Source organism: Proteus sp. CD3 (assembly GCF_008808075.1).
GTDB lineage: Bacteria > Pseudomonadota > Gammaproteobacteria > Enterobacterales > Enterobacteriaceae > Proteus > Proteus appendicitidis.
In genome coordinates this window covers 191,991-214,453 of record NZ_CP019686.1, presented here as the reverse complement: position 1 = coordinate 214,453, position 22,463 = coordinate 191,991, and the positions used below count along the sequence as shown (strand labels likewise).

21 protein-coding genes are annotated in these 22,463 nt (G+C 38.5%); 12 read left to right on the top strand and 9 right to left on the bottom strand.

The window, feature by feature from the left end; genetic code table 11:
• The first annotated feature begins 159 nt into the window (after nt 1-159).
• The 6 genes from glpT to BTA34_RS00945 all read left to right on the top strand — a co-directional run bounded on the left by glpT (nt 160) and on the right by BTA34_RS00945 (nt 5,760).
• Entirely contained in the window at nt 160-1,512 is a 1,353-nt protein-coding gene (gene glpT, locus BTA34_RS00970) for a glycerol-3-phosphate transporter (RefSeq protein WP_151434139.1), read from the top strand.
• Between the two features lie 135 nt (nt 1,513-1,647).
• Nucleotides 1,648-2,727, top strand: coding sequence for a glycerophosphodiester phosphodiesterase (gene glpQ, locus BTA34_RS00965; protein ID WP_151434138.1), 1,080 nt, complete (start codon nt 1,648-1,650; stop codon nt 2,725-2,727).
• Nucleotides 2,728-3,130: 403 nt separating this feature from the next.
• Entirely contained in the window at nt 3,131-3,688 is a 558-nt protein-coding gene (locus tag BTA34_RS00960) for a LemA family protein (protein WP_151434137.1), read from the top strand.
• Nucleotides 3,689-3,724: 36 nt separating this feature from the next.
• Nucleotides 3,725-4,798, top strand: coding sequence for a hypothetical protein (locus BTA34_RS00955; RefSeq protein WP_265576142.1), 1,074 nt, complete (start codon nt 3,725-3,727; stop codon nt 4,796-4,798).
• 9 nt (nt 4,799-4,807) lie between these two features.
• Nucleotides 4,808-5,350: a LemA family protein gene (locus tag BTA34_RS00950; RefSeq protein ID WP_151434136.1), complete on the top strand. Its 543-nt coding sequence runs from the start codon at nt 4,808-4,810 to the stop codon at nt 5,348-5,350.
• Nucleotides 5,347-5,760 carry a hypothetical protein gene (locus tag BTA34_RS00945; protein WP_151434135.1) on the top strand — a complete coding sequence of 138 codons (414 nt, stop codon included), beginning with the start codon at nt 5,347-5,349 and terminating at the stop codon, nt 5,758-5,760. The genes BTA34_RS00950 and BTA34_RS00945 overlap by 4 nt, the downstream gene beginning before the upstream one ends.
• Nucleotides 5,761-5,803: 43 nt before the next feature.
• Here the strand turns inward: BTA34_RS00945 and epmA are convergent, their stop codons facing one another.
• Nucleotides 5,804-6,781, bottom strand: a complete 978-nt coding sequence (gene epmA, locus BTA34_RS00940) for an elongation factor P--(R)-beta-lysine ligase (protein WP_023583702.1) — start codon at nt 6,779-6,781, stop codon at nt 5,804-5,806.
• Between the two features lie 942 nt (nt 6,782-7,723).
• Here epmA and frdA point away from each other — a divergent pair.
• Genes frdA through frdD form a run of 4 tightly spaced genes read left to right on the top strand, consistent with a single transcriptional unit; the run spans nt 7,724 to nt 11,031 of the window.
• The gene (gene frdA, locus BTA34_RS00935) at nt 7,724-9,520 is read left to right on the top strand and encodes a fumarate reductase (quinol) flavoprotein subunit (RefSeq protein ID WP_151434134.1); all 1,797 of its coding nucleotides are present in this window, start codon (nt 7,724-7,726) and stop codon (nt 9,518-9,520) included.
• A complete protein-coding gene (locus tag BTA34_RS00930) occupies nt 9,513-10,250 on the top strand; it encodes a succinate dehydrogenase/fumarate reductase iron-sulfur subunit (protein ID WP_151434133.1) in 738 nt (245 codons plus the stop codon). Before frdA ends, BTA34_RS00930 begins: the two co-directional genes overlap by 8 nt.
• A gap of 14 nt (nt 10,251-10,264) precedes the next feature.
• Nucleotides 10,265-10,657: a fumarate reductase subunit FrdC gene (frdC, locus tag BTA34_RS00925; protein WP_151434132.1), complete on the top strand. Its 393-nt coding sequence runs from the start codon at nt 10,265-10,267 to the stop codon at nt 10,655-10,657.
• A 14-nt stretch (nt 10,658-10,671) separates the two neighbouring features.
• Entirely contained in the window at nt 10,672-11,031 is a 360-nt protein-coding gene (frdD, locus tag BTA34_RS00920; protein ID WP_006535438.1) for a fumarate reductase subunit FrdD, read from the top strand.
• A 65-nt stretch (nt 11,032-11,096) separates the two neighbouring features.
• Here the strand turns inward: frdD and sugE are convergent, their stop codons facing one another.
• The 4 genes from sugE to hydN all read right to left on the bottom strand — a co-directional run bounded on the left by sugE (nt 11,097) and on the right by hydN (nt 12,814).
• Nucleotides 11,097-11,411: a quaternary ammonium compound efflux SMR transporter SugE gene (gene sugE / locus BTA34_RS00915; RefSeq protein WP_151434131.1), complete on the bottom strand. Its 315-nt coding sequence runs from the start codon at nt 11,409-11,411 to the stop codon at nt 11,097-11,099.
• A gap of 132 nt (nt 11,412-11,543) precedes the next feature.
• Complete coding sequence (hybG, locus tag BTA34_RS00910) at nt 11,544-11,834, bottom strand: hydrogenase maturation factor HybG (RefSeq protein WP_109374307.1); 291 nt, start codon at nt 11,832-11,834, stop codon at nt 11,544-11,546.
• Nucleotides 11,835-11,842: 8 nt separating this feature from the next.
• On the bottom strand, nt 11,843-12,184 hold the full coding sequence (hypA, locus tag BTA34_RS00905) for a hydrogenase maturation nickel metallochaperone HypA (RefSeq protein ID WP_151434130.1): 342 nt from the start codon (nt 12,182-12,184) through the stop codon (nt 11,843-11,845).
• A 72-nt stretch (nt 12,185-12,256) separates the two neighbouring features.
• Nucleotides 12,257-12,814 (bottom strand): electron transport protein HydN, encoded by a 558-nt coding sequence (hydN, locus tag BTA34_RS00900; protein ID WP_151434129.1) that lies wholly within the window; start codon nt 12,812-12,814, stop codon nt 12,257-12,259.
• Nucleotides 12,815-13,229: 415 nt separating this feature from the next.
• Here hydN and BTA34_RS00895 point away from each other — a divergent pair, with 415 nt between their 5' ends.
• Both BTA34_RS00895 and BTA34_RS00890 read left to right on the top strand, forming a co-directional pair.
• The gene (locus tag BTA34_RS00895) at nt 13,230-14,843 is read left to right on the top strand and encodes a sigma 54-interacting transcriptional regulator (protein ID WP_151434128.1); all 1,614 of its coding nucleotides are present in this window, start codon (nt 13,230-13,232) and stop codon (nt 14,841-14,843) included.
• 178 nt (nt 14,844-15,021) lie between these two features.
• Entirely contained in the window at nt 15,022-15,909 is an 888-nt protein-coding gene (locus BTA34_RS00890) for a 2OG-Fe dioxygenase family protein (protein WP_151434127.1), read from the top strand.
• Between the two features lie 22 nt (nt 15,910-15,931).
• Here BTA34_RS00890 and BTA34_RS00885 read toward each other — a convergent pair whose 3' ends face one another.
• The 4 genes from BTA34_RS00885 to fdhF all read right to left on the bottom strand — a co-directional run bounded on the left by BTA34_RS00885 (nt 15,932) and on the right by fdhF (nt 22,215).
• Nucleotides 15,932-16,708, bottom strand: a complete 777-nt coding sequence (locus BTA34_RS00885) for a MurR/RpiR family transcriptional regulator (RefSeq protein WP_151434126.1) — start codon at nt 16,706-16,708, stop codon at nt 15,932-15,934.
• Nucleotides 16,709-16,816: 108 nt separating this feature from the next.
• Nucleotides 16,817-18,178 (bottom strand): 6-phospho-alpha-glucosidase, encoded by a 1,362-nt coding sequence (locus BTA34_RS00880; RefSeq protein ID WP_151434125.1) that lies wholly within the window; start codon nt 18,176-18,178, stop codon nt 16,817-16,819.
• 14 nt (nt 18,179-18,192) lie between these two features.
• Entirely contained in the window at nt 18,193-19,770 is a 1,578-nt protein-coding gene (locus BTA34_RS00875; RefSeq protein WP_151434124.1) for a PTS transporter subunit EIIC, read from the bottom strand.
• A gap of 300 nt (nt 19,771-20,070) precedes the next feature.
• Nucleotides 20,071-22,215 (bottom strand): formate dehydrogenase subunit alpha, encoded by a 2,145-nt coding sequence (fdhF, locus tag BTA34_RS00870; protein ID WP_151434123.1) that lies wholly within the window; start codon nt 22,213-22,215, stop codon nt 20,071-20,073.
• Nucleotides 22,216-22,463 lie beyond the last annotated feature (248 nt).

Here is a 22,463-nt window from a genome sequence, read left to right as displayed (position 1 = left end):
TCTTGAAAAATTATTCGACAACTGAGTAATACCTCACAGTAAATTTGATTGTATAAGTTTACTATTAAGTTCGTTAAAGAAAATTTTTTGATAACTTCACTGTTCGTTTTGTCATTATTTAATATCAACATATTAAAATAAAAGCCATCGGAGGCTAATATGTTAAGTCTGTTTAGACCTGCGCCACATAAAGCGCGTTTGCCAAAAGAGCAGATAGATCCTGTCTATCGTCGTCTGCGCTGGCAGATCTTTATGGGGATTTTCTTCGGTTACGCTGCTTATTATTTAGTAAGAAAAAACTTTGCACTAGCAATGCCTTATCTTGTAGAAGAAGGGTTCTCTAAAGGTGACCTAGGTTTTGCTTTATCAGGGATCTCGATTGCTTACGGTTTCTCTAAGTTTATCATGGGCTCATTCTCTGACCGTGCTAACCCTCGTTATTTCTTACCAGCAGGTCTTATTTTAGCATCTCTAGTGATGCTATTTATGGGCTTTGTACCATGGGCAACTTCGAGCATTATGATAATGTTCGTTCTGTTGTTCCTTTGTGGTTGGTTCCAAGGTATGGGTTGGCCTCCTTGTGGACGTACAATGGTACACTGGTGGTCACAAAAAGAACGTGGCGGGATCGTTTCTATCTGGAACTGTGCGCATAACGTTGGTGGTGGCTTACCTCCATTACTGTTCTTATTAGGTATGGCATGGTTTAACGACTGGAAAGCAGCGTTATATATGCCAGCATTTGCGGCAATCTTAGTTGCTATGATTGCATTCGCATTAATGCGTGATACACCACAATCTTGTGGTCTTCCACCAATTGAAGAATACAAAAACGACTATCCACCTGATTATAAAGAAACTGACGAACAAGAGCTGACTGCAAAAGAAATCTTTATGAAGTATGTGTTCCCTAACAAACTTCTGTGGATGATTGCGATTGCTAACGTGTTTGTTTACTTACTGCGTTATGGCGTACTGGACTGGTCACCGACTTATCTGCGTGAAGTAAAAGACTTCGCAATGGATAAATCATCATGGGCTTACTTCTTATATGAATACGCTGGTATCCCTGGCACACTGCTGTGTGGTTGGATGTCGGATAAAGTATTCAGAGGTAACCGTGGTGCAACAGGCGTGTTCTTCATGACCTTAGTAACTATCGCAACTATCGTATTCTGGATGAACCCAGCGGGTAACCCGAATGTTGATATGGCGTGTATGTTAATCATCGGTTTCTTAATCTACGGTCCTGTTATGTTGATTGGTCTGCATGCGCTAGAGCTTGCACCGAAAAAAGCAGCAGGTACAGCAGCAGGCTTTACCGGTCTATTCGGTTACTTAGGTGGTTCTGTTGCAGCGAGTGCTATCGTAGGTTACACAGTTGACTACTTCGGTTGGGATGGCGGCTTTATGGTCATGATCGGCGGTAGTGCGCTATCTGTTGTGTTATTACTTATCGTGATGGTTACTGAAACCAAACACAAACGTGAAATGCTTCAGAAGTACGAATAATCGCTAACTGATTATTTATGAAATTAGTTAAATCTCATCTCTAAAAACCAAGCCACATCAACTGTTTTGATGTGGCTTTTTTATTGCCAACTGTACATAACTTTGTTGTACGTAGAATTAAAATGGAGCAGCTTTATGAGTACATCTTTTAGAATAAAACCGTTAGTTGCAGGCGTTCTTTTAACTCTATCTTTAAGTGCAATCGCACAAGCGGCAAGTGATAAGGTCGTTATTGCTCACCGTGGTGCAAGTGGTTATTTGCCTGAACATACGCTTCCTGCCAAAGCATTAGCTTATGCCCAAGGCGCAGATTATCTCGAACAAGACTTAGTGATGACCAAAGACAACGAATTAGTTGTTTTACATGACCACTATCTTGATCGCGTAACAGATGTGGCTGATCGTTATCCTAATAGAGCAAGAAAAGATGGTCGTTATTACGCTATCGACTTTACGCTTGAAGAAATTAAAGGGCTGAAATTTACTGAAGGTTTCGACATTGTTGACGGTAAAAAAGTCCAAAGTTACCCAAACCGTTTCCCTATGGGTAAATCGGATTTCCGTGTACATACTTTCCAAGAAGAAATTGAATTTATCCAAGGTTTAAACAAATCAACCGGCCAAGATATTGGCATTTACCCTGAAATTAAAGCACCTTGGTTCCATGAACAAGAAGGTAAAGACATTACCACCAAAGTACTGGAAGTACTTAAACAGTACGGTTATACGAAAAAAACCGACAATGTTTATCTGCAATCATTCGATGCTAACGATCTAAAACGCATCAAAACAGAATTGATGCCAAAAATGGGCATGGATCTAAAACTTGTGCAGTTAATTGCCTATACCGACTGGAATGAGACATATGAGAAACAGCCTGATGGTACATGGACAAACTACAGCTATGAGTGGATGTTCAAGCCCGGTGCAATGAAAGAAATTGCAACTTATGCTGATGCTATTGGCCCTGACTACCATATGTTAGTAGAGGCAGATTCAACGCCAGAAAAAATCACCTTAACGGGAATGGCTGCTGATGCTCATGCTAATAAACTAACCATTCATCCGTTTACTGTTCGTGTTGATAAACTGCCTAAATACGCAAAAGATGGTGATCAGCTTTACGACATCATTTATAACCAAGCGGGTGCTGAGGGTGTCTTTACTGACTTCCCAGATTTAGGCGTTAAATTCTTACAAAAACAAGCTAAATAACTCATCGTTTTTTATTTATGCTTAAATAATTCAAGGTGCAGCTAGGTGACAAATGAATGTAGTCACCAACGCTGCAACTTGCAGTCTAACAAGTAGATATTCTAAATAATTCAAGATGCAACTATTAGAGTATAGCCAGTAGATACTCTAAATAATTCAAGATGCAGCTAGGCGACAAATGAATGAGATGCTAGGAGCATACATAAGTATGTGACTAGTACGAATGAATGTAGTCAACAACGCTGCACCTTGAAGTATGACGAGTATCCTAGATAATTGCGCCCTTTCTGATTGTATATTCCTTCATCTTTCTCTAACTTATTCTCATAATTTAATTAAAAACCATAATCACTTTTTGATTTAGCTATCATTATTTATTAAATATTTAGAGGAAGGGATCACGATGACAATAATGGCTATTATTTTACTTGTTCTTATCGTTCTTTTTATTGGTTGGGGAATTTCCATTTACAACCGTCTTATTGCAACACGCAATCAAGTCAGTAATCAGTTTGCGAATATTGACGTTATTTTAAAACAAAGAGCTGACCAAATTCCTCAATTAATGACGATAGCTGAAAAAGCGATGGAGCACGAAAAAAGTGTATTTATTGCCTTAAGTGACGCAAGACAACGCTATTTTAAAGCACAAAATATTAACGAAAAAATCAGCGCAACAAATGAGATGAATACAGCACTGCGAGGCATGATTGCCCTTGCTGAAAATTATCCGACGTTAATCTCAGGCGAACAATTGGCACTACTTCAAACTGCGGTTAGTGATGTAGAAAATAAAATTGCTCAACGTCGTGAAGGCTTTAATGATGCAACAACTAACTACAACACCGCAATAGAGATGTTTCCTGATAGCTTAATTGCTGGTCTTTTCCGCTTTGAACGTATGCAATTACTAGAAATACCAAAAGAAGAAATAAAATTTGAAGGAATTCATTTTAAATAATAGCCAGTTAAATTACCGCATTAAGGATAAATTGCAGTGTTAATTTATTTTTTTATCGGCTGTGCTGTGGGCGCATTAATCTATTTTTTACGCAGCAAACGCCCTCAAAAAAAGAAGAACAGCTTGAGCATTATTCCCTTTTTAGGGATCGCGTTTTCTGCTGGAAACTACCTATTTTTTTCACGAGAAACTCATCTTTATCCTAGTGGTGAAAACTCTGTTGCTACTCTTATCTCTTGCATTGCATTCGCTGTTATTTTGCTGTTTGCATACGGTATTTCAACCCATATTGCGAATATTGGTGAGAAAGCGATAAAAAATTATCATCAATTACAAAATGAAGGAACCTCTAAATTTTCAGCACTTATCAACACAGTATTTATTAGCCTTTTATTACTGAGTTTAAGCTTCAGCTTGTTTATTGACCAAAGATTGTTCTTTTTAAGTTTCGTTTTAATGTTCGTTTACCAAATTGTCAAAAGAACACCTGAAAAACGTTTTTTACGCTTTCAAAAAATTCTAGCCACATCTAAGATCCGCTCTTTGGCTATTGGGCTGGTTGAAATTGAAGGCAAAATAACGGCTGGGAAAAGCTTAAATAGTCGATTAGGTAGAAAAGAGTGTTATGGCTACTTCTATTATGAATATAATGTATCCACAGACAAAGAAGGTAAAAAAAGCTATCACCAAACGTTTTGCGAAAAAAAAATCAATAATTTCACGATGACAGACGATACTGGGTCAATTCAAGTTCTCGCTGCTGATACTCCCTTTATACACTTTGGTATCAAACCTCATCAAGATTTTGAGTCCAACAATAAACGTTTTAAAGAGTACATTTTAGACAAAGACACCACATATTTATTAATTGGTGATGCAGAGTCTATCAATGGCGAAGTGGTTATCACACGCAAAGCGCCTCATTACCTACTGGGTTTATCGCCACAAGATTATATTGTGAGTTGGAACAAAGCGCGTCCTTTACGTCGTAATGCGACTATCATCGTTATCATTGCTCTTTTTGTTATCTTTTCCATTCTAGTAATACCAATGGATTATCAAAACGGCATTTTAACGCTTTATTTTAATAGCACTTCTCTTCCTCGGTAATTAATTAATATGGAATGGCTTATTTTCATCATTTTTATTCTCACCTTGGTTTATTTTTTAATACGCCAATTAGTGATGATTTATAACAACATGGTGATGCTAAAAAATAATTGCTATAAAGCCTTTGCAAATATTGATGTTTTATTAAAAAAACAAGCCGACTTGATCCCCATGCTGATCGTGATCACACAAAAAGCAATGGATCATGAAAAAGCTTTATTTGAACAATTAGCTGAAAATAGAGAGCGCTATTTACATGCAGATATATTAGATAAAAAAGTTAATTTAGCGAATCAGTTATTACCACAAATACAAAAATCACTCATTATTGCTGAAAAATACCCTGAGCTTATCAGTGGGAAAAACTTACACCTATTACAAATTCAAGCGAAAGAATTAGAAGAATGCATTACTGACAGGCGAGAATTCTTCAATCAATCCGTGACTCTCTATAATACTGAAATACGTATTTTTCCTAATATAGTGTTTACATTTATTTTTAAATTTAAAGATATCCCTCTTTTTTGCCCTAGTAGGGAGGCAATATCATGATAGAAATTCCCTTTTCTTTTTTTGGTATAACGGATTGGTTTCTCAGCTTTAATGAACCTATTTCGATTATTATGTTTGCCACATTTGGCGTACTGTTCTCTATGGCCATTATTTTGCCATTAATCAGTATCACACCTTTAAAAAAATATATGCCGCAGATTGCAGGAGGATTATTTAGTTCGATATTTGTCAGCTTAATGGTCTTAATTAGCTTTAATTTAATGCTGGGTATTAATTCTGCATTAAAGCTACTCTTAATTTGGTGGGTTATTTTATTTTCGTGTATTACATTTTGGTTTATTAATTATCGCTATATAAAAGACGTAACAGGAAATAAGTTTGCGAAGTTTCAAGAAAAAGCCCTTGAAGCAGAAGAAAAACACAGAAAAAGCCGAAAATCCAAAAAATAAAAGAGAGCCTAAGCTCTCTTTTTTAGCATTATCGATATCGCATTTATGCCCTGTAAACAGGGAATGCAATAACATCACTAAGGCGTTCAACACCCAGTGCCAGCATAATAAGGCGATCAACCCCTAAAGCAACGCCAGAACACTCTGGTAATCCTGCTTCAAGCGCAGCTAAAAAGCGCTCATCAATAGGCTGTTCTGGCAATCCCATTGCTACTCGCTGACGATTATCACGTTCAAAGCGATGACGTTGTTCTTGTGCATCCGTCAGCTCACGAAATCCGTTCGCTAACTCAACACCTTTAAAATAGACTTCAAAACGCTCTGCTACACGATGATCTTCAGAGCTGATTTCAGCTAATGAAGCTTGTGACGCAGGGAAATGATAGATAAAGGTTGGCTTTTCTAAACCGATATGCGGTTCAACCCCAGAAACAAATAGCAACTGAAGTAACGTATCTTTATCTTCTTCAGTATCTGCAATATTTGATAGATCCAGTTTTGCTGCCACTTCACGCAATTTTTCTTTATCGACAGATAAAGGGTCAATATCGAGATAACGCAAAAATGCTTGTTGATAAGAGAGTGACTCTGATGCTTCACAATCTAATACTTCTTGCAGTAGATCATCGACTTCATTCATCAACCGGTACATATCAAAACAAGGGCGATACCACTCTAACATCGTAAATTCCGGATTATGATATCTACCGGCTTCCTCATTACGGAAGCAACGCCCCATTTGATAAATCGGCCCACTGTTTGCAGCTAATAAACGCTTCATGTGGTATTCAGGGCTTGTCATCAAATAAAGTTTTAACCCTTGAGAAGCCCCAGGCCCCACAAATTGAGTTTCAAATGGGTAAAGATGAACATCGGTAACGGTAGCCTGACTCATCATCGGTGTTTCAACTTCTAACACGCCACGATCAGTGAAAAAACGCCTAATATTACTGACTATTTTCGCCTTTTTTAATAAGTTGGCGATTGAGGCGCTTGGCTGCCAATCCGCGATTTCACTCATGAACGAAAAACTCCAACAGAAAACAAAGCGTGCAGTTTACTCGCATCCTCTTCAACAGACAAATTTCTCCTAATAAAGAGGGGTTTCATTTTATATTTTTTCACTGATTTTTTCTTTTATTAAGTAAAAACACATAAGGCAAATAAATATAATTCTACAAAACATCTACTTTGATGCGCTTTTTATCGTTTAAATAAACACCAGTTTAGAGTAATAAACTCAGTGCTTTTTCGCTATTTTTATAAAAAGAGTTAATTAGAATAATTCTTTTTCTCAATTGCGAATAACAATAAACTAACACTATGCTTATATTTAAATAGCCAAACTCATCTAAACTTCAAAGTTAACTTTCTATTTAAATCTACGTATTTTGATGAGAATTAAAAACCTTTAGAAATATTATTAATATTCTATTAACAATTAACAAGACAAACCGATTTGTTTTAGATAAATAGTAAAAAATTTATTTTAGTTTTTAAAATGGACTTTTATTAATTTAAATTACACTTAAGAAAGATAAAAATATTTACCCTTTAAAATCAATACGTAATAAAAAACCATTGTCATTTTCAATTAAAGTTATCTATACTTTCAAAAAAATTATTCATTACTATTTATAATTTTCAATTTAGAAAAATATATTCTATTTGATCTTCAAGTTTCTCTGGTGGCTTATTAGTTAAACCCAGAATTCTTGGCGTAGATCACACTTTTTTTGCGAAATACGGGAAAACCATCATTCATATCAAATTTCGGTGTCCTACATTTCGTTATACTAAAATTACAGTCAATGATAATAAAGATGTTATCAAGCGCAGTCACAAGGTAGTGAAACAATTTCGTTACGGATAGCGTAAAAAAATAGCATTACAAATTAATAATGTCAGTGAATTGAATTCTAGACAATTATTCCAATTTTCACTTGAACAATGGAGAAGCGCAGTGCAAACCTTTAATGCCGATATAGCGATAATCGGAGCCGGGGGCGCAGGCTTACGAGCAGCAATAGCTGCTGCGGAAGCTAATCCTCAACTGAAAATTGCTCTGATCTCAAAAGTTTACCCAATGCGTAGCCACACCGTGGCAGCAGAAGGCGGATCAGCAGCAGTGACTCAGGCTCACGACTCCTATGATTTCCACTTCAATGATACCGTTTCAGGCGGTGACTGGTTGTGTGAACAGGATGTCGTCGATTACTTCGTTGAGCATTGTCCAACAGAGATGACTCAACTAGAACTCTGGGGCTGTCCTTGGAGCCGTAAAGAAGACGGGTCAGTCAACGTCCGACGTTTTGGTGGGATGAAGATCGAACGGACCTGGTTCGCAGCCGATAAAACCGGCTTCCATATGCTACATACCCTGTTCCAAACATCCTTAAAATACCCACAAATTCAACGTTTCGACGAACACTTTGTTCTCGATATTCTTGTTGATGAAGGTCACGCTCGTGGTCTTGTTGCAATTAATATGATGGAAGGGACGAAAGTTCAAATTCGTGCTAACGCTGTCATTATGGCAACCGGTGGTGCAGGACGTGTTTATCGTTTCAATACCAATGGCGGTATTGTTACGGGTGATGGTATGGGTATCGCTTTACGTCATGGCGTTCCACTGCGTGATATGGAATTTGTTCAATATCACCCAACAGGGCTACCAGGTTCAGGTATCCTGATGACCGAAGGTTGTCGTGGTGAAGGTGGTATTCTGGTCAATAAAGATGGCTATCGTTATCTGCAAGATTACGGTCTAGGACCAGAAACACCATTAGGTAAACCAGAAAATAAATACATGGAATTAGGTCCTCGCGATAAAGTTTCTCAAGCTTTCTGGCATGAGTGGCGCGCAGGTCGTACCATCAAAACTCACCGTGGTGACGTTGTTTATCTTGACTTACGTCATCTGGGTGCGAAAAAACTGCATGAACGTCTGCCATTTATTTGTGAATTGGCAAAAGCGTATGTGGGTGTTGACCCAGTAAATGAACCAATCCCTGTTCGTCCTACTGCTCACTACACTATGGGTGGTATCGAAACTAACCAACAAACAGAGACTCGTATTAAAGGTCTGTTTGCAGTGGGTGAATGTTCATCTGTTGGTTTACACGGTGCTAACCGTTTAGGTTCTAACTCACTGGCAGAACTGGTTGTATTCGGTCGTCTTGCTGGTGAAGAAGCGGTTCGTTGCGCACAAGAAGCTGCGCCAGCTAACGCCTCAGCATTAGATGCGCGTACTCGTGATATCGAAGATGGCCTGAAAAATCTGATGAACCAAAAAGGTTCTGAAAGCTGGTCACAAATTCGCGATGAAATGGGTGAATCAATGGAAGAAGGTTGCGGTATCTATCGTACACCTGAATTAATGCAAAAAACCATTGATAAACTGGCTGAATTAAAAGAACGTTTCAAACACGTTGAAATTAAAGACACCAGTAGCGTCTTTAATACAGATTTACTGTATAAAATTGAGCTTGGCTTTGGTTTAGATGTCGCTGAATGTATGGCTCATTCCGCAATCAATCGTAAAGAGTCTCGTGGTGCACACCAACGTCTTGACGAAGGTTGTACTGAGCGTGATGACGTGAACTTCCTGAAACATACTCTGGCGTTCTATAACCCAGAAGGTGCCCCTCGTTTAGAATATAGCGATGTGAAGATCACGAAATCTGCTCCTGCTAAACGTGTCTATGGTGGTGAAGCGACTGCACAAGACAAGCAGAATAAGGAGAAAGCGAATGGCTGATGACATGAAGCACATTAAAATAGAAGTCATGCGCTATAACCCAGAAACGGACGAAGCGCCTCATTTCGTCACTTATGATGTTCCTTATGATGAGCAAACCTCATTACTGGACGCATTGGGTTATATTAAAGACAATTTAGCGCCTGATCTTTCTTATCGTTGGTCTTGCCGTATGGCGATTTGTGGCTCTTGCGGCATGATGGTCAACAAAGTGCCTAAATTGGCTTGTAAAACGTTTATTCGTGAATATCCAAACGGTATAAGAGTTGAAGCATTAGGTAACTTCCCTGTTGAGCGTGACCTTGTTGTCGATATGACTCACTTTATTGAAAGCTTAGAAGCGATTAAACCTTATATTATCGGTAATGATCGTAAGCCTTCAGAAGGGCCAAATAAACAGACTCCTGCTCAAATGGCGAAATACCACCAATTCTCTGGTTGTATCAACTGTGGTCTTTGCTATGCAGCATGTCCACAATTTGGTTTAAACCCAGAGTTTATTGGACCAGCAGCGATTACATTAGCTCAACGTTACAACACAGATAGTCGCGACCATGGGGCAAAAGAACGTATGCCTCAGTTAAATGGTGAGAACGGTGTCTGGTCTTGTACCTTTGTTGGCTACTGTTCTGAAGTCTGTCCAAAACATGTGGATCCTGCTGCCGCTATTCAGCAAGGTAAAGCAGCCAGTGCGCAAGACTTTGTCATTGCGATGCTGAAACCACGTTAAGGAGGAAACAAGACATGACAACAAAACGTAAGCCTTATGTTCGTGGCATGCAACCAAACTGGTGGACGAAGCTTGGATTCTATCGTTTCTATATCACCCGTGAAGGGACTTGTCTTCCACAACTTTGGTTCAGTCTGGTTGTTCTGTTTGGTGTATTCGCACTGAAAAATGGACCAGAAAGTTGGGCAGGTTTCGTTGGATTCCTGAGCAACCCAATTGTAATGCTAATTAACATTGTGACCCTTATTGCAACAGTCTTCCACTCTGCAACTTGGTTCAAACTTGCACCAAAAGCAGTGGTTATCATTGTTAAAGATGAAAAATTGCCGCAAGAACCTATTGTTCGTGGTTTCTGGGGTGTCACTATCGTTGTTACTGCCGCTATTCTGGCAGTGGCGTTAATTTAACCCAGGAGGAAATAATGAATCAGAATCAACTTCCTAAGCGCTCTGATGAACCTATTTTCTGGGGATTATTTGGTGCAGGTGGTATGTGGAGTGCGATTGTTTCTCCAGCAATCATCATCCTGCTCGGTATCCTAATCCCTATGGGTATTGCGCCAGAAGCATTTACTTATGAACGTATTATGGCATTTAGCCAAAGCATCATTGGCCGTCTGTTCTTACTGCTAATGATTATTCTGCCAGTTTGGTGTGCATTACACCGTATTCACCATACTCTGCACGATTTTAAAGTGCATGTACCTGCAAGCAAATGGGTATTCTATGGTGGTGCAGCAATTATCAGCGTTATCGCTATCATTGGTGTATTTACTCTGTAATTGATTAATACGTAAAGATTAAAAGCCACTCAATTGAGTGGCTTTTTTATACCTGATATTCAGGTTTAACTCGCCAATTTCAGACCAATAATGCCGAAAATAATCATCGCTAAACTCAGTAAACGATAAATATTAGCGGACTCACCAAAAACTAAAATACCAAAGATTGCCGTGCCTACTGCACCAATACCGGTCCAAATTGCATAGGCAGTACCTGCTGGTAAGCCTTTCATGGCATAAGACAACATGCCCATGCTTAAAATCATGGCGCTAATGGTAATAATACTGGGTGTTAAGCGTGTAAAACCGTGTGTGTATTTAAGGCCGACAGCCCAAACGATTTCTAATAAACCGGCGACAAAAAGAATGATCCAAGACATAAACTACCCCTATTTGATAAATTGGGGTCGTCCCCTGAATACAAAGACAAAAAGCTGGGTCGTCCCAGCTTTCGAAAGATGAAGTTCAAGTATAAAAAAAAGAAATTAATCATGCAATAGTATAAAATTAACTCAATTTTTTTGAGGTGCGCCCTCTTCACCATAAAGAAAAGCAGAGACATCGTCTTCAACTTCTCCCATTGCCATCAGAGCATCCAGCGTCTCTTTTGCTTCTTCTTCATTGACAATACTCATGGCGAAACCAACGTGTACCAGTACCCACTTACCGATCATCGTATGAGGCTCCCCCTCACAGACTAACGCAATATTCACTTCTCGCTTAACGCCACAAACATCGACCATTGCATTTTCAGTGATTGTTTTTCCAACTTCAACAACCTGACCTGGAATACCAAGACACATAACAACCCCTATTCGATCTCTATTTGCTTTATTCGCATTGCATCATCATTTTCAACACGCAAATTTTGGCTACCACAAGACGGACAACCTGCATTAAACGTTGAAACAGTGACAACTTGATGACAATCCCAACACCATGCTTTCGCGGGGATAATCTCAATATGTAATTCACAACCTTGGGCAAGGGTATCTCTGCAAACAATATCAAAGCAAAATTCAAGTGCGCTAACTTCAACACAAGATAATGCGCCAATTTCCATCCATACGCTTTTTACTTTTTTTGCATTATTTAATTTAGCTTGAGAATCTATTATCTCAAATGCGCTCTGGCAAAGCGTGATTTCATGCATATCGATACCTTATTGAAGCAGGATAAATAATAGCAACTATAGTATCAGCACATAGTTGCTTTATTATTGATCTTAGAACAACAATTCAGCACCGGTTTCAAAAGCGGCTCTACGACGACGCTCTTTAACCATCTCTTCAAGTGCATCTCTATCAATACACACTAAAGCATGAGTTGGGCAGACTTCAATACATGCAGGACCCGCTTCACGGTGGTGGCATAAGTCGCATTTGTTAGCTTCCGCTTTAAATGCCTCAATCGCATTAAGTACGGTTGATTTGCGCATAACTGGACGAGAAACCACTTCCATCGTGCCATAAGGACAAGCTAGTACGCAGGTTTTACAGCCGATACATTTGTCCTGATCAACATAGTAATAATCTTTGTTATGAATGATAGCGCCATTTGGGCACACATTGGCACAAGGGGCATCCTCGCATTGATGACATACAACTGCCGTGCTGATTGAAAATCCTTTGATAACATGAATGCGAGGTTGGAAATTCTGCTCACTAATTTGCTCAATGGCTAAATTATCTTGGTCTGCTTGCTGATGTGAAACAACACAAGCCACTTCACAAGTATGGCAACCAATACATTTTTTAGGGTCTGCAATGATGAAACGGTTCATCATATTCTCCTGCTTTTTGTTATATAGCTGTTATATATAGCCGTTATATATGGCAATAAATGCAACGAGTTATTCTAATTAATAGTAATAATTAGAGTATCAATAGAATGAATCTAGCACGGTTCATGCCAATATATTCTTGATATAACTATTCCTTATTTTTCAATTAAATAATTTCTAAATAAAAATGATTATTAATTAATAAATAAGTCGCTTCGTCAAATTATTCGACAATTTTGACGATAAAATAAATCGCTATATATTTGATTATATAGTGGTTTGATGCATTTATATTATTAAGTTTCATTACATATACAAAAATAGCGGGTTGGATCAAAAATGATTCAGTCATTGATATAAATTTATTATAAACCTACTACAATATAGCTAATTTTTTAGGGCAATCGGTGGTGTCATGAAATTAAGCAGTAACAATGCTGAAACTATGGAGAGCCTTCGTAATGAGCGTAACCAATATCGAATATTGGTTGATATCACAAACTCTGTATTAGCTCATCTAGACATGGATGGTCTTATTTCTGAAGTCTCTAAAGAAATACATCGTTTTTTTGGACTGAACCATATTAGTCTTATGTTATGCCGTGCCTCTTCACAAAATAGTAGTGAAGGTGTTCTTTATTCTAGTCGTTATCAGACTGGGAAATCTGTCATTCGTCAACAGCGTAAATTTAGTAGCGCGAATAACAAAGCCGAAGAAATTATTAATCAGAATAAACCTGTCTTAATTGATATTAATAAAGAAGATCAGGAAGATGTTTTGATTAAGCGTCTAGTTAAGCAAAATATGCAGACGGCTTTGTTATTGCCACTGGCTTTTAATCATAAACCGCTAGGCTTATTAATTTTAGCGCATGAAATAGGAAGTGTTTTTACTAACGATACTTGCCAATTGCTTCAACAGATTGCCGCACGTATTGGTATCGCGATTGAAAATGCGGCAGCTTATGAAGAAATAACACACTTAAAAGACAGTTTAAAGAATGAGAATATTTGGCTTAATGAGCAAATAGATAACAATGCATGCTTCAATGAGATCATTTATCAAAGTGACGCTATGCATAATGTGCTCGAACAAATTGAATTAGTGGCACAAAGTGATAGTACTGTACTTATATTAGGTGAAACAGGCACAGGTAAAGAATTAATTGCGCGCGCTATTCATCGTCTAAGTCAGCGAAAAAATAAGTCGATGATAAAAATGAACTGTGCCGCAGTACCTTCTGGTCTGTTAGAAAGTGATCTCTTTGGTCATGATAAAGGCGCATTTACGGGTGCAACCAATACACATATTGGCCGATTCGAGATGGCAGATAAAAGCACGCTATTTCTTGATGAAATTGGTGATATGCCCATTGACTTACAACCCAAATTGCTTCGCGTGCTTCAAGAGCGTGAAATAGAAAGGTTGGGTGGTAATAAAGTAATCCCGGTTGATGTTAGGCTAATTGCTGCCACCAATAAAGATCTGCATGAATTAACAGATGAAGGTGAATTTAGAGAAGATCTTTATTATCGTCTTAATGTTTTTCCTATTATTATTCCACCACTAAGAGAGCGACCTGAAGATATTCCACTCTTGGTTAAACATTTTACGCAAAAAATTGCGCGTAGAATGGATAGAAAAATAGATTGTATTCCTGCTAACGCATTGGAGCAGCTAACACTTTATCCATGGCCAGGTAATGTTCGTGAGCTTGAAAATATTATTGAGCGTGCCGTTATTTTAACGCGAGGATCAACATTAAACCTTCAGTTAAAAGAGCTTCATATTAACAAGCCCTCTCGTTTAAAGCAGGTACTGACTCAACCTTCATCCATTGAAAAGCGCATGCAGACGAATGCGCCAGAAAGCGATGATGAAGAGCGAGAAAGAATAATTCAAGCATTAAGAGAAACCAATGGTGTAGTTGCGGGTGCCAGAGGTGCTGCTTTAAAATTAGGATTAAAGAGAACAACATTATTATCACGGATGCAACGTTTAGGTATTTCAATTCCTGAAATACTTTAATTCTGAAATAATCAATCTCTAATTTATTTAAAGAGAGTGTAATTAATTTATTACACTCTCTTTTTCTATTTGTTTGAAAGTTATTAATCTCCATCTATAATTAATCTGATTGTATTTTATTAGTTATATTCTCTGATAAATTATTAATAATATAAACCATCAATGGAGCATATTATATATGAATAACCTGCTTATAAATAAAATTAGTGAAATAAAAAAAGAATACAAAAATAATAAATATGTTTTTATTCCTCAAAATATTGTTATTGATTTAATAAAACAATTAGGTGCTGAAGAAAAAGATATTAACGCACTAATGGAATATGGTGATTATTTAGTGCAAGACCCAACACTTTCATTTCGTCACTCTCGAACAGGCCGCTACCTTTTTGATAATGATATAAAAACAATCTCCAGACTAGAGTATCAACCTTTTGTTCTCTCTGAAGAAGATGGATTTATTCGTGAAGACAGTGGCGCACAAAGGCATTTTAGAGCGCTTGATGATCGCTGGCAGAGCAATACAGCATATCAAGCGTTATTAAAATTAAAAATGTTATTAATTCAAGGTAATACATTTACACCTCGCCACTTAACAGATCAAAATTCGCCTAAATCGATATCCACTGTTTTTCATTTAAGATTAATTGCCCAACCTGATTCTTTAAGTGAACTTTCAATTGAAGGCGTTCATCAAGATGGCGTTGATCACACCATGATTGTGACGATTAATAAGAATAACGTTAAGGATAAGACAGGTTCTTTACGTGTTCACTCACCGAAAGAAGCGATAGGAACACCTTGGGAAAAAATTGATCCTGAAAATGTGCTTTATGAACACAATAATGCGCAATATCTTGATATTTTATTGATTGCAGATAATGAATTAAATCATAGCGGTACACCTATTTTTACGCATGATAATAAAAAGCAGGCTTACCAAGATTTTATCCTTTTACTATCTCGCTATCCGACTATAGATTCTCACCCATCACATCAATTTGATTCGATAAATTTACATCCAGACTTGCCTTTAACACTTTATTTAAATCAGTCTGTCGCTTAGTCATAACGCGTTATCGCATCAATTAAAATCGTTGAGCTTGGCTGAGTAATAAATCAATAATCAAGACGAGGTTTGATTCAAAAGAGGAGCTTTCGATAGTGTCACAATGATAATTCACTGCATCGTCATAAATGGGAAAATGAAGATCAGCAAGTTCAGCCAACGGATTGGCACTTGCTCGAGTAAATGCAACAATCTTCATACCAATACTTTTTGCTATTTTTGCTTTTTCAACGACTTGTTCTGTTTCTCCACTACGAGATATCGCAATAAAAACCGTATAGCGAGAGGCATTATTAATAAAGATATTCTTACTGTCACTCAGCCCAGAAAGAAAAGCATCTTTACCAATCAGTTGTAACCGCTTACTGATATATTCTGAAAATATATGAGAAAAACCTGCACCATAAATAAAAAATGAGTTCTTGCTGTTAATTAAATCAGCAAAAGCTTGTCTTCGTTCGTCTGAAATTAACGTGAAAGTTTTTAAATAATTTGCCAAAAACTGATCAAAAAGAGGCTCTGTTGTTTCGTTTTCATCACTTTTCAATGGGTGTTTTTTTTCACCTGAAGATAACAACTGTTTGCAGTAATAAACCAACTCACTATAACCAGAAAAACCTAATTTCTGGCAAAGTCGCATAATAGTTGTTGTCGAAACAAAATTGGCTTGTGCAAGTTCTCTAATGGTCTGTTTGCCAACTTGTGTTGGGTTATCAATTAAATAGGAAAGAATGCGATATTCTGCACGGGTTAATTCCGTTGCTCTTGATAGTAAAGATGATAATCGTGCCGACATACCCGTTACCTTATTGATACATCGTCCTTACCAACATAAAAGGAAAATGCTGTTCTGGTGATAGAACAGCATTCTTATTCAATTATTCGTTAACAGCAAGTCTTGAGATCAAACACGCTTACCATTTACATAAGCTTTGCGCAATTCAGGCCAATACTCACGATTTGCTTCAATCATATCATCAAGGATCTTCTTAGCGTGGATCACACTTGGCACCGTTTTATTCAGTGTAAATGCCTCCAGCGCTTTTTCGTAACTACCTTCAAGCGTTGCTTCTACCAGCAATTGCTCTGATGCCAATTGTTGCTCTAACAACGTACGATGAAAGCGCGGAATATCACCAACACGAATAGGCTCTGGTCCGTGCGAAGTGATATATGCAGGCACTTCAACCATTGCATCATAAGGTAAATCAGCAATTGCACCTTTGTTCTCAACAATCACTAAATGACGCTGACGTAAATCAAAGGCTAAAGAGCATGCTACATCAACAATAAAAGCACCGTGTACACCAACGTGGAACGCATCAGGTAAAATACCCGTCTCTTTGTATTCACGCGCGGCTTCAAACAGACGTTTTTCACGACCATCCATAACTTCATTTGCACGAGTGTAATCTGGATCTTGATGTTCAACGATATAATTTGGCATCAAGTAATACTGCAAATATGGATTTGGAATATATTCAGGGAATGCTTCCATTAACGGCTGAATATGACGCCATGTTTTTACCCATGATGGATCAGAGTGTTGTGGATCAGTTTGAGCAGCATCTTCTGTTAGAAGACCAAATTTAGCGATATGTTCACGTAATTCAGGTAATTTTTCCTCACCTTTTACACGTACAGAAGTGAACCAACCAAAGTGATTTAGACCAAAATAGTCCACATCTAAATCATGACGATCAACATTCAATACAGCAGCCATATTACGCATCGCTGCAACAGGCATATCACAGATATTCAATACACGAGCATTAGGACGTAAACGACGCACACCTTCAGCAACAATCGCGGCTGGGTTTGAATAGTTTACAATCCATGCTTTCGGAGAAGCATATTTCTCAACTAAATCAATTAGCTCAACCATAGGTAAAATAGTACGTAGACCGTAAGCCAGCCCGCCAGGTCCACAAGTTTCTTGCCCTACAACACCATGACGTAATGGGATTTTTTCATCCTGCTCACGCATTTTGTATTGACCCACACGCATTTGAGCAAACACAAAATGAGCGCCATCAAACGCTGTTTTAGCATCCGTTGTCACCGTAAATTTAATGGTATCGCTATGATCACGGATCACCTTTTCAACCACGGGTGCAATAGTCTCTTGACGCTCTTGATCGATGTCGTATAAGCGAATTTCACTCAGTGGAAAATCCTCTAAACGAACCATTAAGCTTTTTACAATTCCCGGTGTATAGGTGCTTCCGCCGCCTGCAATACTTAAGATAAAGGGTGATTTAGTCATCTTTCTTTCTCCTATTAAAGTGCGGCTTCGACCGCTTCACGCATTTTTTTCACATGTAATCCATAAACCACTTGAACGTTATTACCGTGGCGTACAACGCCTTTAGCTCCGGTTTTTTTCAAGATATCTTCATGAATTGCATCGACATTTTTAACAATGACTCTTAATCGGGTATAACAATTATCAACCACTTCAATATTGTCACGCCCGCCTAGCCCTTCAATAATCTCTTCACCTAACTCATTGATAGTTTGAGTGGTTTCTTCAGAGGCAGTGCCTGCTTCTGCTTTTTTCTTGTAGTCTTCTTTGCTGTATAAACGCGTCTCTTCATCATCATCTTCACGACCCGGTGTTTTAAGATTGAGTTTTAAAATCAAGGTTCTAAAGATGACGAAATAGAGCGCTGACATAATCAAACCCACCACGATATACATAGGCCAATTTGATTTTTCAGTGCCTAACGGCAAGTTATATAAAATGAAATCAATCACACCATTTGCACCAATCGCATGAACACCTAATAAGTAGAACAACATCATGCCAATACCGGTTAATACGGCGTGAACTAAAAACAAAATAGGGGCAACAAACAAGAAGGAAAATTCAAGAGGCTCTGTGACACCCAGTAAAAAAGAGGTAGCGGCTGCCGGAATTAAAATCGCCTTCGCTATCTGTTTTTTCTCTTTTTTAGCCACAGAGATCATGGCAGCCGCAGCAGCCGTTAAACCAAACATTTTAGCGATGCCACGAGCATCCCAAATTACCGTGCTACTCAGTTGCTTAACGTCAGGGCATGCCATTTCAGCAAAGTAGATATTTCTTGCACCTTGGTAAGTTGTGCCACAAACATCAGCAACACCGCCTAATTCGGTATATAAGAATGGGGTATAAACTAAATGATGTAATCCTGTTGGGATCAGAATACGTTCTAAGAAGCCATAAATTAGCGCACCAAAAGCGCCTGAATCATGGATAACGAGCGCCATTTTGGTAATGCCCGCTTGTGCAAAAGGCCAAATTTCACACATTAAAACCGCTAATGCTATCGTAAATGGAATGGCGATGATCGCCACAAAACAGTGCCCTGAATAGATAGCCATAATGCCGTTAAACTGACGACCTGAATAACGGTTATAAAGCCATCCTGATATTGCCCCCGTTAAAATACCTGCAAATACGCCCATTTCGAGGACTTGGACACCTAATACCATGCCTTGGCCGGCAGCTCGCATCTCTTCTGCACTAACCAGTTTACCTTGCAGTGTTAGCGTAATGTTCATGGCATTTGTGAAAATAACAAACACCACTAAGCCAATTAAACCTGCATAACCTTTGTCTTTTTTCGCTAAACCAACGGGAATACCCACAGCAAAAATCAGTGCTAAATTAACTAAAATAGCAACGGATGATTTTGCAAGTAATTGCCCAATACTTTGAATAACCGGGTGATTTAAAAACGGAATATATTCCGCAAGATTGCCATTGCCAAAGACATTGCCTAAAGCGATATACAAACCGACAATAGGTAATATCAAGACGGGGCCGTATAGGGATTTACCAAACGCTTGTAGGGCATTAATGAGTTTTTTCATATGATATCTCGTTGTTGTTTTCTTACACTCATTTCCATGACAGCATCCTGCGCTGGCATTAAATAAAAAGCAATTTATCCACTTGATTTAGAAACGGATTACGTTAAAAGTCACATGTTACTTTTTTTATTGTGAACCAACGCATGGTGAGTATTCAGACAAAAGTTAAGTGATTTTTCGACGATAAGCAGAAAAGAAAAAACCCCGACAACAATAAAAAATCATAAAAAAACCGAGCTTACTAACACAAGGTCAATAAACTCGGTCTTAAGGCAGAAAAACAATACTAATTAGGTCAGATTAGCCCTCGGCGGCTTCTCTTAAACGACGTTTAATATTGCTATATTCCGTTTTCACATAGTGTTCTGCCTGAGCCTGTTCCTTGATTGGCTCCACACATACTGCACAATATTTATACTCAGGTGTTTTAGTAATGGGGCTTAAATTCTCTGCAACCAGTTCGTTACAAGCACCAATCCACCATTGGTAAGTCATATATATCGCGCCTTTATTCGGTCTATCACTGACTGCAGCACGCGTAATAACTTTACCTTGACGAGAGCGTATCCAAACTAACTCTTGATCTTTAATACCCAGCTGTTTGGCATCTTCTGTGTTTAATTGAACATAACCCGGTTCATCAGCCAACGCCGCCAATGCTTTACAGTTACCCGTCATTGAACGACAAGAGTAGTGTCCAACTTCACGGACTGTTGCCAGTACCATTGGGAATTCATCAGAAAGTTTGTCAATTGGTGGCGCCCACTCACAAGTAAAGAATTGACCTTTACCATTAGGGGTATCAAAGTTACCACCATCGTACAGATATTGTGTACCTGGGCTATCTTCTGTTGGGCAAGGCCATTGAATATAAGCCAAGTCCGCCATTTTTTCGTAAGTCGCACCATAATAAATTGGGCATAACTCACGCAACTCATCCCAAATTTCTTTGGTATTGTTGTAATGCATTGGATAACCCATTGCTGTTGCCATCAGACTGATAATTTGCCAGTCTGTTTTTACATCACCAACAGGCTCAACCGCTTTATAGAAGCGCTGGAAGCCACGGTCTGCTGCGGTATAAACACCTTCATGCTCACCCCATGATGTTGCAGGGAAAATAACGTCAGCAATAGACGCTGTTTTGGTCATAAAGATATCTTGCACTATCAGTAGATCCAGTTTTTCAAACGTTCTACGGATGGTTGCTAAATCAGGCTCTGTTTGTAGTGGATCTTCACCCATTATATAGTGAGCTTTTAATAAGCCATGATCGATATTATGAGGGACTTCACTTAACGCATAGCCCACTTCATCAGGCATGGATTCAATGCCCCAGAATTTGGCAAATTTTTCACGCGCTTTTTCGTCAGTAACGTATTGATAACCTGGCAGTGTGTTAGGTAATGCACCCATATCACACGCACCTTGTACGTTATTTTGACCACGAACAGGACCAACCCCGACGTATTTTTTACCTAAATTACCCGTTAATAAAGCCAAACTAGTCAGTGAACGCACCGTTTCAACACCTTGGTAGAATTGAGTGACACCCATTCCCCAAAGAATTGTTGCTGTTTCTGCTTTCGCGTACATACGTGCAGCTTCACGAATAATTGAAGCACTTAAACCTGTGGTTTCTTCAACGGATTCAGGTGTATAGCTTTCAACTAATTTACAATATTCTTCAAATTGCTCGGTGTGATTTTCGATAAAGGATTTATCATGTAATCCTTCTTCAATAATCACATGCGCAATGGCATTTAATAGCGCAATGTTAGAGCCATTTTTTAAGCCTAAGTGTAAATCGGCTAAACGTGCTGTTTCGATGTAACGAGGGTCACATACAATAATTTTGGCACCCTTTTCTTTCGCCTTAACAATACGGCGAGCAACAATAGGATGCGAGTCTGCGGCGTTATAGCCGAAGACAAATAGACATTTGGTATCCTCAATCTCAACGATTGAGTTGCTCATAGCACCATTACCGACCGAACGCTGCAGACCTGCAACCGAAGGGCCGTGTCAGACACGAGCACAGCAGTCTATATTATTATTTCCGATAACCGCACGAGCGAATTTCTGCATAACGAAGTTAGCTTCGTTACCCGGGCCTCGTGAAGAGCCGGTTGTCATAATAGATTTAGCACCGTATTTCTCTTTGATAGCAAGAAGCTTGCTACTTGCAAACTCAATCGCTTCATCCCAAGAAACCGATTCTAATTTTCCGCCTCTTTCACGGCGGATCATTGGTGTTTTAAGACGTGGAGTCAGTATCTTAGTATCATGGATAAAATCCCATCCATAATACCCTTTCAGACACAGCTCACCTTGGTTTGTTAAACCATTGGCTCCTTCAGCGCCAATAATTTTACCGTTTTCCACCTTCAGGTAGATTTTGCATCCTGAGGCGCAATACGGACAGACCGTGATGACTTTTTTCATCAACATTGCTCCTGTGTTCATCAACTTTCAGGTTATTACCTGATCTTCTCCTCTATCTATGCAGAGAGTGTGCCAAATAAGCACGCTTTTTCATTTTTCTACAACACAATGAAAAATAAAGAGAAATAAATCCGTTGAATGAATGAGTAAACAATGAAAACTAAAATAATAGGAAGCGCTCGACACTAATGACGATATTTATGTCGATTCATGTTTCTATCAAAATTCGTTATACATTAATGCTTATA

Coding starts and splice junctions, on each gene's coding strand:
- hypA (WP_151434130.1), bottom strand. CDS start 12,184: ATGCATGAAATCACGCTTTGCCAGAGCGCATTTGAGATAATAGATTCT.
- frdC (WP_151434132.1), top strand. CDS start 10,265: ATGACAACAAAACGTAAGCCTTATGTTCGTGGCATGCAACCAAACTGG.
- BTA34_RS00875 (WP_151434124.1), bottom strand. CDS start 19,770: ATGAAAAAACTCATTAATGCCCTACAAGCGTTTGGTAAATCCCTATAC.
- BTA34_RS00885 (WP_151434126.1), bottom strand. CDS start 16,708: ATGTCGGCACGATTATCATCTTTACTATCAAGAGCAACGGAATTAACC.
- frdD (WP_006535438.1), top strand. CDS start 10,672: ATGAATCAGAATCAACTTCCTAAGCGCTCTGATGAACCTATTTTCTGG.
- hybG (WP_109374307.1), bottom strand. CDS start 11,834: ATGTGTCTTGGTATTCCAGGTCAGGTTGTTGAAGTTGGAAAAACAATC.
- BTA34_RS00945 (WP_151434135.1), top strand. CDS start 5,347: ATGATAGAAATTCCCTTTTCTTTTTTTGGTATAACGGATTGGTTTCTC.
- glpT (WP_151434139.1), top strand. CDS start 160: ATGTTAAGTCTGTTTAGACCTGCGCCACATAAAGCGCGTTTGCCAAAA.
- BTA34_RS00890 (WP_151434127.1), top strand. CDS start 15,022: ATGAATAACCTGCTTATAAATAAAATTAGTGAAATAAAAAAAGAATAC.
- hydN (WP_151434129.1), bottom strand. CDS start 12,814: ATGAACCGTTTCATCATTGCAGACCCTAAAAAATGTATTGGTTGCCAT.
- BTA34_RS00880 (WP_151434125.1), bottom strand. CDS start 18,178: ATGACTAAATCACCCTTTATCTTAAGTATTGCAGGCGGCGGAAGCACC.
- BTA34_RS00930 (WP_151434133.1), top strand. CDS start 9,513: ATGGCTGATGACATGAAGCACATTAAAATAGAAGTCATGCGCTATAAC.
- glpQ (WP_151434138.1), top strand. CDS start 1,648: ATGAGTACATCTTTTAGAATAAAACCGTTAGTTGCAGGCGTTCTTTTA.
- sugE (WP_151434131.1), bottom strand. CDS start 11,411: ATGTCTTGGATCATTCTTTTTGTCGCCGGTTTATTAGAAATCGTTTGG.
- epmA (WP_023583702.1), bottom strand. CDS start 6,781: ATGAGTGAAATCGCGGATTGGCAGCCAAGCGCCTCAATCGCCAACTTA.
- BTA34_RS00895 (WP_151434128.1), top strand. CDS start 13,230: ATGAAATTAAGCAGTAACAATGCTGAAACTATGGAGAGCCTTCGTAAT.
- BTA34_RS00960 (WP_151434137.1), top strand. CDS start 3,131: ATGACAATAATGGCTATTATTTTACTTGTTCTTATCGTTCTTTTTATT.
- BTA34_RS00950 (WP_151434136.1), top strand. CDS start 4,808: ATGGAATGGCTTATTTTCATCATTTTTATTCTCACCTTGGTTTATTTT.